The sequence below is a fragment of the Janthinobacterium sp. genome, assembly GCF_031995485.1.
Classification (GTDB): Bacteria; Pseudomonadota; Gammaproteobacteria; order Burkholderiales; family Burkholderiaceae_D; genus Janthinobacterium.
This window is the reverse complement of record NZ_DAMAGB010000011.1, coordinates 1-17,245: the sequence shown is the minus strand read 5'-3', so window position 1 is coordinate 17,245 and position 17,245 is coordinate 1. Positions and strand designations below refer to the sequence as shown.

General features: G+C 62.0%; 14 protein-coding genes. 3 read left to right on the top strand and 11 right to left on the bottom strand.

Going from position 1 to position 17,245, the window contains the following annotated elements; all coding sequences use genetic code 11:
- Window positions 1–93 precede the first annotated feature (93 nt).
- Window positions 94–2,616 (bottom strand): excinuclease ABC subunit UvrA, encoded by a 2,523-nt coding sequence (locus RTQ46_RS09475; protein ID WP_312436124.1) that lies wholly within the window; start codon window positions 2,614–2,616, stop codon window positions 94–96.
- A gap of 101 nt (window positions 2,617–2,717) precedes the next feature.
- Between RTQ46_RS09475 and RTQ46_RS09470 the strand changes: the two genes are divergently transcribed.
- Complete coding sequence (locus RTQ46_RS09470; protein WP_312436123.1) at window positions 2,718–3,065, top strand: nuclear transport factor 2 family protein; 348 nt, start codon at window positions 2,718–2,720, stop codon at window positions 3,063–3,065.
- A gap of 278 nt (window positions 3,066–3,343) precedes the next feature.
- Here the strand turns inward: RTQ46_RS09470 and RTQ46_RS09465 are convergent, their stop codons facing one another.
- From RTQ46_RS09465 to RTQ46_RS09440, 6 genes are all read right to left on the bottom strand, one after another.
- Window positions 3,344–4,120, bottom strand: a complete 777-nt coding sequence (locus RTQ46_RS09465; RefSeq protein ID WP_312436122.1) for a peptidyl-prolyl cis-trans isomerase — start codon at window positions 4,118–4,120, stop codon at window positions 3,344–3,346.
- Between the two features lie 89 nt (window positions 4,121–4,209).
- A complete protein-coding gene (locus RTQ46_RS09460; RefSeq protein WP_312436121.1) occupies window positions 4,210–4,989 on the bottom strand; it encodes a peptidyl-prolyl cis-trans isomerase in 780 nt (259 codons plus the stop codon).
- A 110-nt stretch (window positions 4,990–5,099) separates the two neighbouring features.
- Complete coding sequence (locus RTQ46_RS09455) at window positions 5,100–5,357, bottom strand: BolA family protein (RefSeq protein WP_312436248.1); 258 nt, start codon at window positions 5,355–5,357, stop codon at window positions 5,100–5,102.
- A gap of 44 nt (window positions 5,358–5,401) precedes the next feature.
- On the bottom strand, window positions 5,402–6,031 hold the full coding sequence (locus RTQ46_RS09450) for a septation protein A (RefSeq protein ID WP_312436119.1): 630 nt from the start codon (window positions 6,029–6,031) through the stop codon (window positions 5,402–5,404).
- 69 nt (window positions 6,032–6,100) lie between these two features.
- Complete coding sequence (msrB, locus tag RTQ46_RS09445; protein ID WP_312436117.1) at window positions 6,101–6,502, bottom strand: peptide-methionine (R)-S-oxide reductase MsrB; 402 nt, start codon at window positions 6,500–6,502, stop codon at window positions 6,101–6,103.
- A gap of 9 nt (window positions 6,503–6,511) precedes the next feature.
- Window positions 6,512–7,960, bottom strand: a complete 1,449-nt coding sequence (locus tag RTQ46_RS09440) for a protein adenylyltransferase SelO family protein (RefSeq protein WP_312436247.1) — start codon at window positions 7,958–7,960, stop codon at window positions 6,512–6,514.
- A gap of 228 nt (window positions 7,961–8,188) precedes the next feature.
- Between RTQ46_RS09440 and RTQ46_RS09435 the strand changes: the two genes are divergently transcribed.
- A complete protein-coding gene (locus RTQ46_RS09435) occupies window positions 8,189–9,835 on the top strand; it encodes a 3-(methylthio)propionyl-CoA ligase (RefSeq protein WP_312436116.1) in 1,647 nt (548 codons plus the stop codon).
- Between the two features lie 126 nt (window positions 9,836–9,961).
- Here RTQ46_RS09435 and RTQ46_RS09430 read toward each other — a convergent pair whose 3' ends face one another.
- The 4 genes from RTQ46_RS09430 to RTQ46_RS09415 are packed head-to-tail and all read right to left on the bottom strand — an operon-like array spanning window position 9,962 to window position 14,547.
- Window positions 9,962–11,464 carry a chemotaxis protein CheW gene (locus RTQ46_RS09430; RefSeq protein WP_312436114.1) on the bottom strand — a complete coding sequence of 501 codons (1,503 nt, stop codon included), beginning with the start codon at window positions 11,462–11,464 and terminating at the stop codon, window positions 9,962–9,964.
- On the bottom strand, window positions 11,451–12,011 hold the full coding sequence (locus RTQ46_RS09425; RefSeq protein WP_312436112.1) for a chemotaxis protein CheD: 561 nt from the start codon (window positions 12,009–12,011) through the stop codon (window positions 11,451–11,453). The genes RTQ46_RS09430 and RTQ46_RS09425 overlap by 14 nt, the downstream gene beginning before the upstream one ends.
- Window positions 12,012–12,836 carry a protein-glutamate O-methyltransferase CheR gene (locus tag RTQ46_RS09420; RefSeq protein WP_312436246.1) on the bottom strand — a complete coding sequence of 275 codons (825 nt, stop codon included), beginning with the start codon at window positions 12,834–12,836 and terminating at the stop codon, window positions 12,012–12,014.
- Between the two features lie 13 nt (window positions 12,837–12,849).
- The gene (locus RTQ46_RS09415) at window positions 12,850–14,547 is read right to left on the bottom strand and encodes a PAS domain-containing methyl-accepting chemotaxis protein (RefSeq protein WP_312436111.1); all 1,698 of its coding nucleotides are present in this window, start codon (window positions 14,545–14,547) and stop codon (window positions 12,850–12,852) included.
- A 565-nt stretch (window positions 14,548–15,112) separates the two neighbouring features.
- Between RTQ46_RS09415 and RTQ46_RS09410 the strand changes: the two genes are divergently transcribed.
- Window positions 15,113–17,200 (top strand): 3-hydroxyacyl-CoA dehydrogenase NAD-binding domain-containing protein, encoded by a 2,088-nt coding sequence (locus RTQ46_RS09410; RefSeq protein ID WP_312436109.1) that lies wholly within the window; start codon window positions 15,113–15,115, stop codon window positions 17,198–17,200.
- Window positions 17,201–17,245 lie beyond the last annotated feature (45 nt).

The window sequence follows — 17,245 nt, the reverse complement described above, 5'->3', positions numbered from 1 at the left end:
TTAATAATTATTGATGCCGCGCACAATGCAGCGGCACGATTTATGGTTACAAGTTGATATTATCCACGTAAATCCTGGTGAGCAGTGTTCCGCTCAGGCCAGTGCCTTTTTCAGGTAGGGGGCCGTACGGCTGCCCCTGGTTCTTGCCACCTCCATTGGCGGTCCGCTGGCCACCACCACGCCGCCGTCTTCGCCCGCGCCGGGGCCGATATCGATCACCCAGTCGCTGGCCGCCAGCACGCGCATATCGTGTTCGACGGCGATCACGGTATTGCCGGCTGCCACCAGGGTGTCGAGCTGGGCCACCAGCCGGTCGATATCGGCCGGGTGCAACCCGGTGGTCGGCTCGTCCAGGATGTACAGGGTGTCGCCGCGCTGCGCACGCTGCAGTTCGGTCGCCAGCTTGACACGCTGGGCTTCGCCACCCGACAGTTCGGTGGCCGACTGGCCCAGGCGCAAATAGCCCAGGCCTACCTCTTTCAGTACCGACAGCGGCCGTTCGAGCGCCGCTTCGCCCTCGAAAAACGCCAGCGCATCATCGACCGTCAGGCGCAGCACCTGGGCGATATCCTTGCCGCGGTAATCGACCTTCAATGTTTCCGCGTTATAGCGCGCGCCATGGCAGACGGGGCACGGCGCATACACGCTGGGCAGGAACAGCAATTCGACCATCACCTGGCCTTCGCCTTCGCAGGTGGCGCAGCGGCCCTTGCTGACATTGAACGAAAAGCGGCCCGCATCGAAATGCCGCTTCCTGGCCGCCGGCGTGGCCGCAAACAGCTTGCGCACATGGTCGAACAGTCCCGTATACGTGGCCAGGTTCGAGCGCGGCGTGCGGCCGATCGGCCTCTGGTCGACCGTCACCAGCCGCCGCAGCTGTTCCAGGCCACCGGTAATGCGCCCGCCCGTCGGCATGGCGGCCGGCGCCAGCGGGCTGTCATCCTCGGCCTCCGGCGCCACCGCCTGGCCCAGCTGGCTGGACACCAGTTCCACCAGCGCCTGGCTGACCAGCGTCGACTTGCCCGAGCCGGACACGCCCGACACGCTGCACAGCACGCCGAGCGGAAACCGCGCGTCGAGGCCATGCAGGTTGTTGCGCGTCACGCCTGCCACCGTCAGCCAGCCCGATGGTTCGCGTGGGCTGCGCGGACCTGCCTTGTCCTGCTCGAACAGATAGCGCCGCGTCTGCGACAGTGCGACCTTGCGCAGCCCGTCTGGTGGACCGCTGTAGAGGATCTGTCCGCCATGCTCGCCCGCGTGCGGCCCCACATCGACGATCCAGTCCGCCTGCCTGACCACGTCGAGATCATGCTCGACCACGAACAGCGAATTGCCCGACGCCTTCAGGCGGTCGAGCGCGCGCAGCAGCGCTTCGGTGTCGGCCGGATGCAGGCCGGCCGACGGCTCGTCGAGCACATACACCACGCCAAACAGGTTCGAGCGCACCTGCGTGGCCAGGCGCAGCCGCTGCAGCTCGCCCGGCGACAGGGTGGGCGTGCCGCGGTCCAGGCTCAGGTAGCCGAGACCCAGGTCCAGCAGCACTTCGAGCCTGCCTGCCAGGTCCTGCGCGATGCGCTGGGTGACGATGGCTTTTTCGGGATGCGCGCGGCTGTCACGTATTTTCGCCTTGCCAGTCACATACGGCGCGAACAGTGCCGCCAGTTTCGCCAGGCTCAGGCGCGACATCTCGGCAATATCGAGGCCGGCAAACTGCACCGACAGCGATTCGCGCCGCAACCGCTTGCCTTCGCACACGGGGCAGTCGGCGCCAAGCATGTATTGCGCCACGCGCTTTTTCATCTGCGCGCTGGGGCTGTTGGCAAAGGTCTGCAGCACGTATTTGCGCGCGCCCGTAAACGTGCCCATATAGCTCGGCGGCATCTTCGCCTTCAGCGCCGCCTTTGTTTCCTGCGGATCCAGCCCCGCATACACGGGAACCTCCGGCTGCTCGTCGGTAAACAGTATCCAGTCGCGCACCTTCTTCGGCAGGTCTCGCCACGGCGTATCGACGTCGTGGCCCAGCGTGGTCAGGATATCGCGCAGGTTCTGGCCATGCCAGGCCGTCGGCCAGGCGGCGATCGCGCGCTCGCGGATGGTGAGGCTGTCGTCCGGCACCATCGACGCTTCCGTGACGGAGTAGACGCGGCCCAGGCCGTGGCATTCGGGGCAGGCGCCTTCTGCGGTATTGGGCGAAAACGATTCCGCGTACAGCAGCGGCTGGTCCTGCGGATAGTCGCCGGCGCGCGAATACAGCATGCGCAGCAGGTTGGCCACCGTGGTGACGCTGCCCACCGACGAACGCGTGGTGGGCGCGCCGCGCTGCTGCTGCAGGGCCACGGCCGGCGGCAGGCCGTCGATGCTGTCGACTTCCGGCACCGCCATCTGGTGAAACAGGCGCCGCGCATACGGCGAAACCGATTCCAGGTAGCGCCGCTGCGCTTCCGCATACAGCGTGCCAAAGGCCAGCGAGGACTTGCCGGAGCCCGATACGCCCGTAAATACCACCAGCGCATCGCGCGGAATATCGACGTCGACATTTTTCAGATTGTGTTCGCGCGCGCCGCGCACGCTGACGTGGCCGGGCAGGGGAGCATTGGTAACAGGAGTTCGCGACATGAAACGGGCCTCGTCATGGTAAAAGAGCAGTCTGGCAGTGGACTGCGGGCTTGTCCGTTGCACCGCGCACATTGTAGAGTGCCATTCTTTAAAGGAGATCCATGCACATGCCTACCCCCACCGACGTCGTCCAGGCCCAGCTCGACGCTTACAACGCCCACGATGTGTCCGCACTGGCCGCCATCTATGCCGACCACGTCCAGCAGTTCCAGCATCCCGATGTGCTGCTGGCCGAAGGCAGCGCGCAGATCGCCGCGCGTTTCACGGCCCGCTTTGCCGCCAGCCGCCCGCAGGCGCGCCTGCTCAATCGCATTGCCTGCGGCAAACTGGTGATCGACCATGAGATCGTCACCAGCGTAACGGATGCAGGCACGACCGAACAGGAGCTGGTGGCCACCTATGAAGTGGTCGACGGCCGCATCGCGCGGGCGTGGTTCGCCTTTGCGTGATGGGCGATAGCTCGCATCAACTATGGTGTCGGATTACGCCCTGCGGGCTAATCCGACCTACGCGTGAAACGGCGTTTCGGAACCCGACATCATGGTCGGTGTGGGAAGTGAGGGCGTCGCAACCGTAGGTCGGGTTAGCGCAGCGTAACCCGACAACATGGTCAGCGTGGGCGGTGAGGGTGTCGCAACCGTAGGTCGGGTTAGCGCAGCGTAACCCGACAACATTGTTGGCCAAAAAAAAGCGCTCCGAAGAGCGCTTTTTTGCTGGCAAAGGCAGATTACTGCACTTTGGCTTTTTTCATCAGTTCGTCGCGGTAAGCGGCGAGTTTCTTCTGTTGCAGCGATTCGGCCACCTGGCCCTTGACTTCTTCCAGTGCCGGCAGCTTGGTCGGACGGGTTTCTTCCAGTTTGATCACGTGGAAACCGAATTGCGACTGCACCGGCGTTTGCGTGACCTGGCCTGGTTTCAATGCAACCATGGCGTCGGCGAACGGCTTCACGTACGAGGTCGGGCTGGCCCAGTCCAGGTCGCCGCCATTGGCTGCGGAACCGTCTTTCGATACCTTGGCCAGTTCTTCGAACTTGGCGCCGCCCTTGAGCTTGGCGATGATGTCTTTCGCTTCGGCTTCGGTGGCGACCAGGATGTGGCGTGCGTGGTATTCCTTGTCGCCGGCTTGCGCCTTGAACTTGTCGTACTCGGCCTTGATTTCAGCATCCTTGACCGGGTTTTTCTTGATGTAGTCGGCCAGCAGGGCGTTGATGATGATGCTTTGACGGGCGTTGTCGAGCTGCGCCTTGACTTCAGGACGGGTGCCATAGCCTTGCTTGTCGGCTTCCTGGATCAGCACTTCGCGGCCGATCAGGTCTTTCTTGATCGCTTCGCGCAGTTGCGGCGAATCAGCTTGCTTACCTTGAGCAACCACTTGCTTGACGACCTGGTCGACGCGCGATGCCGGAATGGCCTTGCCATTGACGGTGGCGACGTTTTGCGCAAAAGCAGGTGCGGCCGCAACGGCTACCAGGGCTAAGATCAGACGGGCTGGCTTCAAAATCATGTTTATTCCTATAAAAATACAATGACGATAGTTTATTCAAACGCAGAATACACGACCGGCGCCGAAAGGGGCGCCGGGGAGGTCAGTTCTTATTGAACTTTCGCTTTTTTGATCATGTCTTCCTGATATGCCTGCAGTTTTTTCTGCTGCAATGCTTCGGAGATTTGTGGCTTGACTTCTTCCAGCGTCGGCAGTTTTGCAGCGCGGGTGTCGTCCAGCTTGATCACGTGGAAACCGTTAGGCGTTTGCACCGGAGTGTCGGTGACCTGGCCTTTTTGCAGTTTCACGAAGGCGTCCGAGAACACTTTCGGGAACGACGAAGGCGCTGCCCAGTCCAGGTCGCCGCCATTGTCGGCCGAACCCGCATCTTTCGATTGCTTGGCCAGGTCTTCGAACTTGGCGCCGCCCTTGAGCTTGGCGATGATGTCTTTCGCTTCGGCTTCCGTGCCGACCAGGATATGGCGTACGTGGTATTCCTTGTCGCCGGTCTGGGCCACGAAACGATCGTACTCAGCCTTGATATCAGCGTCGCTGACCGGATTTTTCTTCAGGTAGTCGCCAACCAGCGCGTTGATGACGATGGCCTGGCGTGCGTTTTCGATCTGCTGTTTGACAGCTGCATCTTTACCGAAACCTTTGTTTTCCGCTTCCTGCATCAGCACTTCGCGGCCGATCAGATCTTTCTTGATGGCTTCGCGCAGCTGCGGCGAATCCGGTTGCTGGCCTTGGGCGACGACTTGCTTGACGACTGCCTCAACGCGCGACGAAGGGATAGCCTTGCCATTCACAACAGCAACATTTTGCGCAAAAACAGGTACAGCGGCTACAGCGAGTAGTGCGATCAGCAAGCGGGCTGGCTTAAAAGTCATTATTAAATCCTGTTAGGGAAAGTTTCGTAAAAAACGCATAAACGATGATTTATCGCGTTTACTGCAGCGTCATGCCGGCGAGCCGGCCTACGCCAAAAACGCCATCCATATCATGCTTCGGACGGCGCCAATGCGACTATGGCCAATGCATGTATCTCATTATGCATCATATCGTGCACGGAATCATACACCAGACGATGGCGCATGACGAGCCTGAGCCCTTCAAATTTGCTGGAAATGATCCGGACATTGTAATGGCCCCCGCCGGAGGCGGCGCCGGCATGGCCGCGATGGCTTGCCGAGTCGTCCTCGAGCACGCATTCCACAGGAGTAAGCGCCGCTTCCAGGCGGGCGCGGATGCGCTCCATGCGCGTTGCCGGCGAAGTATCTTGCGGGGTATGGAGTTCGTTGCTCACGCGTCTTCCTTGATATGTTTGGACAGGAACAGGGTTTGCACGACGATAAAGGCGAAGAAGATGCCGGTCGCGCCGAATGCCTTGAAGCTGACCCAGGACGCCATGTCGCCCTTGTACAGCACGAAGGCCACGAACAGGTTCACCGCGCCGAGGAAACCGAAGAAAATGATCCAGGCGGCCAGCAGCTGGTTCCAGACCGGATCGGGCAGCTGGATCTGCGCCTCCATGGTCTTGCGGATCAGGTTTTTCTTGAAGCCCAGATGCGCGATCAGCAGCGCCAGGCCCGACAGCCAGTAGATCAGGGTCGGCTTCCATTTCAGGAAGAAGTCGTCGTGCAGATAGATGCTGGCGCCGCCGAACACCACGAAGATGAACAGCGACAGCCACAGCATGCCGTCGACCTTGCGTCCGCGCGCCAGCAGATAGGTAACCATGCCGGCGGTGGCCAGGATGCCGACCAGCGTGGCCACGATCCATGGCGCCTGGTCGGCCTTGATCACGCCGCCCGAGACGATGCCGGACAGGTATTGCTGCACGAAGTCGTGAGTTGCCGTCTCGTAGATGCCGCCCAGTTTAAAGGCGGCAAAAAAAGCGATCAGCGGAAAGAGGTCAAAGAGAAATTTCATGGCGAGACTTTACTATGGTCAACTAAAAAGCGCCTTAGGAATGGCTTAGGCCATCCGGGCGCCTTGTGTTTACGGCTGTGGATCGAAGCGCAGGGACGCCGAATTGATGCAATAGCGCAGGCCGGTCGGCGGCGGGCCGTCCGGGAACACGTGGCCCAGGTGGGCGTCGCACACGGCGCAGATGATCTCGGTGCGCACCATGCCGTGGCTGCGGTCGACGATTTCCTTGACGTTGGCCGGGTCCAGCGCCTGGAAGTAGCTGGGCCAGCCGCAGCCCGAGTCGAACTTGGTGTCGGACGCGAACAGCGGCGTATTGCAGCACACGCAGGTATAGATGCCGTGCTCGTGGTGATCCCAGAACTTGCCCGTGAAGGCCCGTTCCGTGGCCGCATGGCGCGTCACCTGGTATTCCATGGTGTCGAGCATGGCGCGCCATTCGGCGTCGGTTTTTTGTACTTTATTGGTGGTCATGTGGACTCCTTAGGATGAGCAGCTTACTTCAAGATGGCTGGCCCAGTCGGGCGGCAGGGCCGCATAGTGCTGGTGTTCGGGCTGTTCGTCAAATGGCTTTTGCAAAACCGCCAGCAATTGCGCCACTTCCGCGTAGTCCTGCTGCTGCGCCTTGTCGATGGCGACCTGGGCCAGATAGTTGCGAAGCACATACTTGGGGTTGACCTGGTCCATTGCAAGCTTGCGTGCGGCATCCACGCTGTGCTCGGCCAGCAGGCGTGCGCGGTATTGCACGGCCCAGGCGTCGAAGGCGGGGCGGTCGATGAACATGTCGCGCAACGGCGCATCGCTGTCCGGCGCGTGCAATTGCAGATTGCCCAGCGCGCGGAAAAAGTTCGTGAAGTCGACGTGATTGGCCTGCATCACGGCAAACATGGCGTCGAACAGCCGCGTATCGTCGCCTTGCTCCGTGCGCAAACCCAGCTTGGCGCGCAGCAATTCGTTCATTTTGGCGGCAAACGCCGGTTCATAGCTGTCGAGCGCAGCTTGCGCCAGCGGCACTTCGCCGATCAGCGGCAGCAGTGCCTGGCCCAGCGCATGGCAGTTCCTGTGGCCGACCTGCGGCTGGTTCGCATACGAATAGCGGCCTTGGCTGTCGGTATGGTTGCAGATATGTTCGGCGTCGAACGCTTCCATGAAGCCGAACGGGCCGTAGTCGAGCGTCAGGCCCAGGATCGACATATTATCGGTATTCATCACGCCATGCATGAAGCCGACCGCCTGCCAGTGCGCGATCATGTGCGCCGTGCGCGTGCACACTTCCTGCAGCAGCGACGCGTACGGATTGGCGCTGTCGCGCAGCTGCGGATAAAAGCTGTCGATCACATAGTCGGCGAGGATTTTCAGTTCCGCCGGTTTCTTGCGCGCATACCAGTGCTCGAACGAGCCGAAGCGCACGAAGCTGGGCGCCATGCGCGTGACGACAGCGGCCGTCTCGACCGTTTCGCGCACGATGCCCTGGTTCGAGCCCATGATGGCCAGCGCGCGCGAGGTGGGAATGCCGAGCGCCGCCATCGCTTCCGAACACAAAAATTCGCGGATCGACGAGCGCAGCACGGCGCGCCCGTCGCCCATGCGCGAATACGGCGTGGCGCCGGCGCCTTTCAGTTGCAGCTCCATCGGACCGCTGGCCGTGGCGATATCGCCCAGCAAAATGGCGCGGCCGTCGCCGAGCTGGCCGGCCCAGACGCCGAACTGGTGGCCGGAATACACGGCGGCCAGTGGCAGGGAGCGCTCGGCGACGCTGTTTCCGCTCAGCAGTTCTACATAGTCGGGCTGCGCCAGCAGCGCAGGATCGAGGCCGATCAGCCTGGCCGCCGGCGCGCTGGCGGCGACAAAATACGGTGCCGGCAGCGGGGTCGGCATCAGGCGGGTATAAAACGCGGGCGGCAGCGCCGCAAAAGTATTGGCTAGGGGCAGGGTAGAGGCGCTGATGGCAGTTCCGGCCAGGTTTGCTGGCCGGCCTTTAGTAGGTCGGGAACCGCGATTTTACCGCAGGGCGCGCTTGCGTGCGTCCGGGCAGAAAACGGAACCGCCGGTTCCATGCTGCAGCGCAATATCGAAATGCGTTGACCGGAATAGCACGGTCGGTCGAAACTAAGCCGAGTTAGTGAAAATTCATGGCAAATTCAACAACAAGGAGAGACGATGTCGGTATTCCAGGTCAGTCCGGTAATGGGCCAGATGATGAATCAGCCCCTGCTTATTTCCACCATTATCGAATTTGCGGCGCGTCATTTTGCGGCCAGCGAGATCGTCTCGCGGCGCGTGGAAGGCGACATGCACCGCTACACCTACCGCGACTGCCACCAGCGCGCGCGCCGGCTGGCCAATGCGCTGCACGGCCTGGGAGTGGGCATGGGCGACCGCGTGGCCACGCTGGCGTGGAACGGCTACCGCCACCTGGAAGCGTATTACGCCGTGTCCGGCTCGGGCGCCGTGCTGCATACCATCAATCCGCGCCTGTTCCCCGACCAGATCGCGTATATCTCGAACCATGCGCAAGACCAGGTGCTGCTGTTCGACCTGACGTTCTTGCCGGTGGTGGAGAAAATCGCCGCCGCCTGCACCTTCGTGCGCCATTTCGTGCTGATGTGCGACCGCGACCGCATGCCGGCGTGCAGCACGATTCCCGGCCTGCTGTGCTACGAAGACCTGATCGACAGCCATTCCGACCAGTATGAGTGGCCGCTGTTCGACGAAAACGCGGCCGCCACCCTGTGCTACACCTCGGGCACCACCGGCAACCCGAAGGGCGCGCTGTATTCGCACCGCTCGACCGTGCTGCATGCGTATGCCTCTGCCATGCCGAGCGGGCTGAACGTGCGTGCCTCGGACACGGTGCTGCCGGTCGTGCCGATGTTCCATGTGAATGCCTGGGGCCTGCCGTATTCCGTGCCGCTGTCGGGCGCGAAGATGGTGTTTCCTGGCGCGGCGCTCGACGGCAAGTCGCTGTACGAGCTGTTCGAGGCGGAAAAAGTGACGTTTTCGGCCGGCGTGCCGACCGTCTGGCTGGGACTGCTCAACCATGTACTGCAGAATAATCTGCTATTTTCCACCTTCCGCCGCACGGTGATCGGCGGCGCGGCCTGCCCGCCGGCCATGATGGATACCCTGATCGACCGGTTCGGCGTGGAAGTGATCCATGCCTGGGGCATGACGGAAATGTCGCCGTTGGGCACTACCGGCGGCCTGCAGGCCAGACACCTCGACTTGCCGAAGGAGGCGCAGCGCAAGATCCTGCAAAAGCAGGGCCATGCGATCTACGGCGTGGACATGAAGATCGTCGACGACGACGGCAAGGAGCTGCCATGGGATGGCAGCAGCTACGGCCACCTGCTGGTCAAGGGGCCGTGGATCATTGCCTCGTATTACAAGAACGAGGGCGGCGATATCTTGCAGGACGGCTGGTTTCCGACCGGCGACGTGGCCACCATCGACGCGGACGGCTACATGCAGATCACCGACCGCAGCAAGGACGTGATCAAGTCGGGCGGCGAGTGGATCGGCACCATTGACCTGGAAAACCTGGCCATGGCGCACCCGGCCGTGTTGCAGGCGGCCTGCATCGGCCTGTTCCACCCGAAATGGGACGAGCGCCCGGTGCTGGTGGTGGTGCAGCGGCCCGGCATGACGGTGACGCGCGCCGAGTTGCTGCAGTTCTTTGACGGCAAGATCGCCAAATGGTGGACGCCGGACGACGTCCTGTTTGTCGATGCGCTGCCGATGGGGGCGACCGGCAAGATCCAGAAGAACAAGCTGCGGGAGCAGTTCAAGGGGCACACGCTTGGGTAGTGGCGGTGTCGGGTTACGCCCTGCGGGCTAACCCGACCTGCGTGTCGCCGACGTGCCGGGCAGGTCGGATTAGCGGGCCGCCGAGGCGCGAACGCCCGTAATCCGACAACATTGTTGGCCATGCCATCAAGCCGCCTGCCCCAATTTATCCAGCAACCGGTCGCAGCGGAACACGCTCAGCGTCTGCCGTTTTTCGCTGGTGCCGATATCGATCATCTCTTCCATCTCGCTGCGCAGGTCGTTGTGGCTGCCGGTGCGGATCAGCTGCGGCGCGGAAAAGCGCTGGCTGTCGGAAATCGTCATGATATTGTTGACCGCATCGACCAGGAAGCCGTAGCGCTCCTCGCCCCGCTCGATGATCAGGATCCTGGCATTGCTTTCGTCCGCCAGCGGCGGCATCGCGTACAGCTGGCGCAGGTCGACGATGCTGATCATCTGCTGGCGCAGATTCAGTATGCCGCGCAGGTAGCTTGGCATGCCCGGCGGCCTGGTGATCGCGCCGCCCATGTCGATGATTTCGCGCACCTGTTTGATTTCGACCGCAAACGGGTTTTCCACCGTAAACGTGATATACACCTGGCGCTGCGCCTTGCGCACCGCTGCCTTGGCCGCTTCCTCGGCCGGATACAAGCGGGCATGGCCCTGCTGCATCTCGACGATTTCCGCGTTCGACAGGATTTCGCGGTGGTCGAGCACGATCACGTCGCCCACGCCGTCCTTCGTGATGCAGCCTGCAAACATGGCCGCGCGCGCACGGCTCAACAGCGGGATCGGCAGCACTTCGTCGGCAAAATAATGGACGATGCTGTCGACCGAGTCGACCAGGAAGCCCACGGTGGCGTCGTCGAGGCGCACCACGATCACGCGCTGGTCCGGCGAGCTGCCCGCAGCACGGCCCGGCGCCTGCAGCAGGGCGGCAAAATCGACCACCGCCACCTGGCTGCCGCGAAAATGCATGCGGCCCAGGCACAGTTCGCTATTCAGGATCGAGCTGTGCAGCTCGGGCACGCGGATGATTTCCTGGATCGCGGCCATGTCGAACGCAAACGCGGAACCGGCCGCGTGAAAGCTCACGCACTGGCGCCGCTCGCCCTGCGCCAGCAGCCGCGCGCTGTGCTTGCCGGTGGCGGCCTGGCGCGCCAGCACGTGCGGTACGTTTTCGATGCGGACCAGGGCGTGCGGATCGAGGATCTGCAGCAGGCGCGCGCCGTCGTCCTGCAAGATGGTGCCGGCAATCACGGCATGCGCGTCGCCGGCCGCGTATTGCAGGCTCGAACGCTGCGACGGCTGCACGCGCATGATCTCGCCCGTGTCCTGGAACACGATGCCGACCAGCACCTGCTGGAAGTCGAGAATGGCGACCTTGTCGGTGGCAGCGGCGGCGGGCGCCCCGGGGCGGAACAGCCGGCCCAGGTTGACCACCGGAATCACGCTGCCGCGCAAGGTAAACATGCCTTCCAGATAGGCGGGCGACAGCGGCAATACCGTCATCTTCGCCGGATAGTTGACCACCTCGCGGATGCAGCTGGCGGGCAGGGCGAACTCGTCGCCGCCCAGATAGAACGAGCCGAACAGTTCAGGTGCACTTGCCGGCTCACTGGCCACGGCACTGGCTTCATGCATGTGCATGCTGGACTCCGGCATAGGGATTGACGGCCCGGCCCGGCCGGTTGCCGGAGGCGGCCACGTCGGTGATGGCAAAGCTGTGGTCGGCGCAATCGATCAACAACTGGCGGCCGTTGCTGCCGCCCAGCGCGCAAAAGCTCACATGCAGGCCGCAGCGCTCCAGGTATTTGCGTGCCGCCTCGACATTCTGCCGGCCCACCTGCAGGCGGGTGCTGCGCCCGCCAAACATGCTGGCGCCGCCCGCCAGCACCACGTCGATGTCGGGATAGTCGGCCACGCGCGCGCCCATCAGCCGCAGCAGCGCCGGCACGGCCTGGCTCACATAGCGCGCTCCCATGCTGGCGTCCGGTCCCGGCGCCTCCGGCAGCAGGCAATGCGCGAGGCCGCAGCGGTCGCCCTTTTTCCAGATAAAGCCGATGCCGATGCACGAGCCGAGCAGGGCCTGCAGCTGGTCGTCATGCGCACCCACGCGCAGCTGGCCCATGCCTACCTGTTTCAGGGGCGTGTCCCACAATTCCGTGTGCAGCGTTGCAGCCATCGTTGCATTCATTTACGCCTCGCCTGTCTTGTAAATCATGGGGAACTCGAATTGATAGCCGGTACCGAGGCGGGCAATCGTTTCCGATTCGCCCAGGATCAGCCGGCCTTCGTCCTTGAGGCTGTGGCGCGCCTGGCGCAGTACCGTTTCCTGGTGCTCGGCATCGAAATAAATCAGCACATTGCGCAGGAACACCAGATCGAACTGCTGGGCCGGGCGCAGCGGTTCGAGCAGGTTGTGCAGCGCGAAGCTGACGTTCTGCCGCAGGATGTCATTGACCTGCACGCCCTGCGGCGACGGCGAAAAATACTTGCGCAGCAATTCCGGGTGCGACAGGCCGATGCGTTCGACCGAACGGCCGCTGTACTGGCCGGCGCGCGCCGCGTTCAAGATCTGCTGCGAAATATCGCTGGCAAAGATCTGGTAGCGGAAGGACGGCTGCAGCACCCTGAATTCCTCGCACACCATGGCGATCGAATACAGCTCCTCGCCGCTGGCCGCCGCCGCCGACCAGACTTTCAGGCAGGCGCCCGGATGCTGGCGCGCCCAGCCGGGCAGGTAGCGCTCGCGGAAATACGCCCACACCTGTGGCGTGCGGAAGAACAGCGTGTCGTTGGTAGTCACCAGGTCGATGAAATGCGCCACTTCCGAGCGGTCGCTGCTGACGCGGTCCAGGTAGGCCTGGTAGCTGTGCAGCGACAGTGCCTGCAGGCGCGGCTGCAGACGCCGTTCGAGCAGGATGCTCTTGCGCGGCGTCATGGCGATGCCCGTATGCTCGCGCACCATGGCGATCAGGCTGGCAAGGACTTCGGGCGTCAGGGTGGCGGCATGGCTCATCGTCAAGCTGCTCCTAGACCACGAAACCGGAGACGGTCTGGTTCAGGTTGCCGGCGCGGTCGTTCAGCGCGTCGGTCGAACGGGCGATGCTGTCGACATTGGCCGCCGACTTTTCCGTTTCCTCGGCAATGTACTGGATCGCGGTCGACACTTCGCGCGCCGTCAGCAGCTGTTCGTTGGCCGCCTTCGAGATGTCCGAGATGGCCAGGGTGGTCTTGCCTACGCCCGAGACAATCTTGTCGAAGGCATCGCTGGCCTGGCGCGAAATCTCGCTGCCGGTGGTCACGCGCTTGACCGACTCGTTGATCAGCTTGGAGATTTCCTTGGTGGCCTGCGACGAGCGCTCGGCCAGTTTGCGCACTTCGTCGGCCACCACCGAGAAGCCCAGTCCATGTTCGCCGGCGCGCGCCGCCTCGATGGCCGCGTTAAAGGCCAGCATATTGGTCTGGTTGGCGATCTCGCTGATGACCTTGACGATCTCGCCGATATCTTCCGACGAGCGGTTGATCAGGTCCATCGCCTCGATCGATTTCGCCACCGCGCGCGCGCCCGCTTCGGCTTCCTGCTGCGTGGTGCGCGCCAGGTAGTCGGCGCTGGACACGTTTTCGGCGATCGAATTGATGGAATACGTCAGGCCGTCGATCGAGGCGTTCATCTGCTCGACGGTGGCGCCCAGCGCCTGCGTGCCGACCGCCACGCCGGTAGCCCGTTCGGCGATCGCGTGCGAGGAATCGGCAAAGCCGCCGGCGGCGGTGACCACATTGGCGATCACGCCGCGCAGGTCGACGATCATCTTGCCGATGCCGCCCGCCAGCAGGTCGATCGGCTCGTCGCCTTCCTGCACGATGGTGCAGGTCAGGTCACCCTGCGCCGCGCGCGCCACCGATTCGAGCAGGGTCTTGACCTTGCGGCTTTCGTCCCGCGATTTGTCGTGGATGCTCGCTTCCAGTTTCACCTGGTCGGTAATGTCGATGGCAAACTTGACCACCTTGTACGGCTTGCCATTCAGGTCGAGGATGGGATTGTAGGTTGCCTGTATCCACACCACCTTGCCATCGTTGCCGATGCGTTTGTAGCGGCCGCTGTCGAATTCGCCGCGATTGAGCTTTTGCCAGAATTTTTTATAGTCGAGACTGTTGGCATAGTCCGCCTCGCAGAAGATGCGGTGATGTTCGCCCTTGATATCGGCCAGTTCATAACCCATCACTTCGAGGAAATTCGGATTGGCGTCGAGCACATTGCCGTTGACGTCGAATTCCACCACCGCCTGCGCCTTGCCGATCGCGCTGACCTTGCCTTCGTATTCGGCATTGCGCATCTTGCTGGAGGTCACATCGGTGGCGAACTTGATGACCTTATAGGGCTTGCCGTCGGCGTCGAAGATCGGGTTGTACGAGGCACTGATCCATACCTCGTGGCCATCCTTGGCGATGCGCTTGTACTCGCCCTGGTCGAATTCGCCGCGCGCCAGCCTGGCCCAGAATTCGCGGTATTGCGGCGACTTCACATAGTCGGGGTCGCAGAACATGGCGTGATGGTGGCCTTGCACCTCGTCCAGCGTATAGCCGACAACACGGAGAAAATTGTCATTCGCGTGCAGGATGGTACCGTCGAGCTCGAATTCGATCACCGCCTGCACCCGGTTGATGGCAGTATTGATCGCTTGTAAGTCCAGATCCTGGGAATGGCTGACATGGCTGGCTGCGTCCATAATATTTCCTTCAATATGAGTCGGCGTTAATTGAAAATCAAAAAGCATCATTAATGCATTAATTGTGACAAAGCGTGAGAATATGCCGCGTCTTATATGGCGTGATAATTGGTGAGAATGTCGAAACGCATGCCGCATTACATGACAGCCAGTGTGCCATATATGAGATGGCCGGTAGTGTATTGATTTTCATCACTAAATTTATGATTCCTTGTTGCCTGCAGAAAAACAGAAAAGGTCAATAAATAATGGAAAAAGTGGCGCTATTCCCGTATTTTTCATTCAAAGATAAATACTTTCGAATAACAGACTCATGTATTAATATTTGTATTTCGTGCAATATTATGAATATCCGTTCGATAGTCGCCGATTGCTTTTGTGGCGCTTGGCAGCCGCCATCCGCGGCGATCGGGTACCATGACGCCGGGCAGTACCGCGCGCAGGGGGCGGACAAAAATAATACGAGCGTTCTTTTGTGCGGTATAGTCAAGCTTCAGCACTGGCAAGTTGATATGCCAACTGAAGATACGCCAACTGAATTCACCAAACCAACAAGGAAGAGACAATGAGCGCCGACTATCAAGTCAACGGTTCCGTAGCTGTGATTACCCTCGCCAATCCACCCGTCAACGGACTGGGCCTGGCCACCCGTACCGCCGCCGTGGCCGGCATCCGCCAGGCGCTGGCGGACGACGCCATCAAGGCCATCGTCATCACGGGCGCCGGCAAGGCCTTTTCAGGCGGCGCCGACATCAAGGAATTCAATTCCCCCAAGGCCCTCACGGAGCCGACTTTGCACACCCTGATCAATGTGGTGGAAAGCTCGACCAAGCCGGTGATTGCCGCCATCCATAGCGTGTGCATGGGCGGCGGGCTGGAGCTGGCGCTGGGCTGCAATTACCGCGTCGCCGCGCCTGGCGCGCAGATGGCCTTGCCGGAAGTCAAACTGGGCATCCTGCCCGGCGCCGGCGGCACGCAGCGCCTGCCGCGCGTGCTGGGCCTGGAAATGGCGTTGAACATGATCGTCTCGGGCACGCCGGTGGCGTCCGAAAAACTGGCCGGCACGGCGCTGTTCGATGAAGTCACACAGCCCGGCGCCGACCTGCTGGCCGCCGCCGTGGCATTTGCCGAAAGAATCGGCGATGCGCGTCCGCTGCCGAAAGTGCGCGACCGCAAGGTCGATTATCCGAACCATGAAGCGTTCCTGCAGTTTTCACGCAATACCGTGAAAGCCATGTCCGGCCCGTTCCCGGCGCCACTGAAATGCGTGGAAGCAGTCGCCGCTGCCGTGACGATGAAATTCGACGACGGATTGAAATTCGAGCGCGAGCTGTTCATGCAGCTGGTGCAGTCGCCTGAATCGAAAGCCTTGCGCCACGCCTTTTTCGCCGAGCGCGTGGCCAGCAAGGTGCCGGACGTGCCGGCCGACACGCCGGTGCGCGCGATCGCCTCGGCCGCAATTGTGGGCGCCGGCACCATGGGCGGCGGCATCGCCATGAATTTTGCCAACGCCGGCATCCCCGTGATCCTGCTGGAAACGAAGCAGGAAGCGCTGGACAAGGGCCTGGCCACCATCCGCAAGAACTACGAGAACACCGTCAAGAACGGCAAGCTGACGCAGGAAAAAGCCGAACAGCGCATTGCGCTGGTCACCGGCACGCTCCGATACGAAGACGTGGCGCAGGCCGATATCGTGGTCGAGGCCGTGTTCGAGGAGATGGGTGTCAAGGAAGCGGTGTTCAGGCAGCTCGATGCGGTGATGAAACCGGGCGCCATCCTGGCGTCGAACACCTCGACCCTGGACCTGGACCAGATCGCCAGTTTCACCGGGCGCCCGCAGGACGTGATCGGCACGCACTTCTTCAGCCCGGCCAACGTGATGAAGCTGCTGGAAATCGTGCGCGGCAAGGAAACCGGCAAGGACGTGCTGGCCAGCGCGCTGGCGCTGTCGAAAAAATTGAAAAAGACCGGCGTCGTCTCGGGCGTGTGCGACGGTTTTATCGGCAACCGCATGATCGAGCAGTACAGCCGCCAGGCCGGTTTCCTGCTGGAAGAAGGCTGCCTGCCGGAGCAGGTCGACAAGGCGGTGGAAAAATTCGGCTTTGCCATGGGGCCGTTCCGCATGGGCGACCTGGCCGGCAACGATATCGGCTGGGCCATCCGCAAGCGCCGCTACGTGCAGAAGCCGGACGTGACGTATTCGAAAACGGCCGACCTGCTGTGCGAGCTGGGACGCTATGGCCAGAAGACGGGCGCCGGCTGGTATGACTACAAGGCGGGCGACCGCAAGGCTTATCCGTCCGAGCAGGTCAATGCCATGATCATCGAGCATTCACAGGCTATCGGCGTCGAGCGGCGCAAGATCAGCGACCAGGAAATCGTCGAGCGCCTGGTGTATGCGCTGGTCAACGAAGGCGCGCGCATCCTGGCAGAGGGCATCGCGCTGCGCGCCTCCGATATCGACATGGTGTATTTGACCGGCTATGGCTTCCCGCTGTTCCGGGGCGGACCGATGTTCTACGCCGATACGGTGGGCCTGCCGAACGTGCTCGAGGCGATCGAAGGCTATGCCAGGGCGCGCCATGGCGAGGCATGGACGCCGGCGCCGCTGCTGGTGAAATTGGCGGGCGAAGGCAAGGGCTTCAATAGCTGATAAAACCCAACGGCAGAAACTGGGGTCGGACCCTCAGGGTCCGAC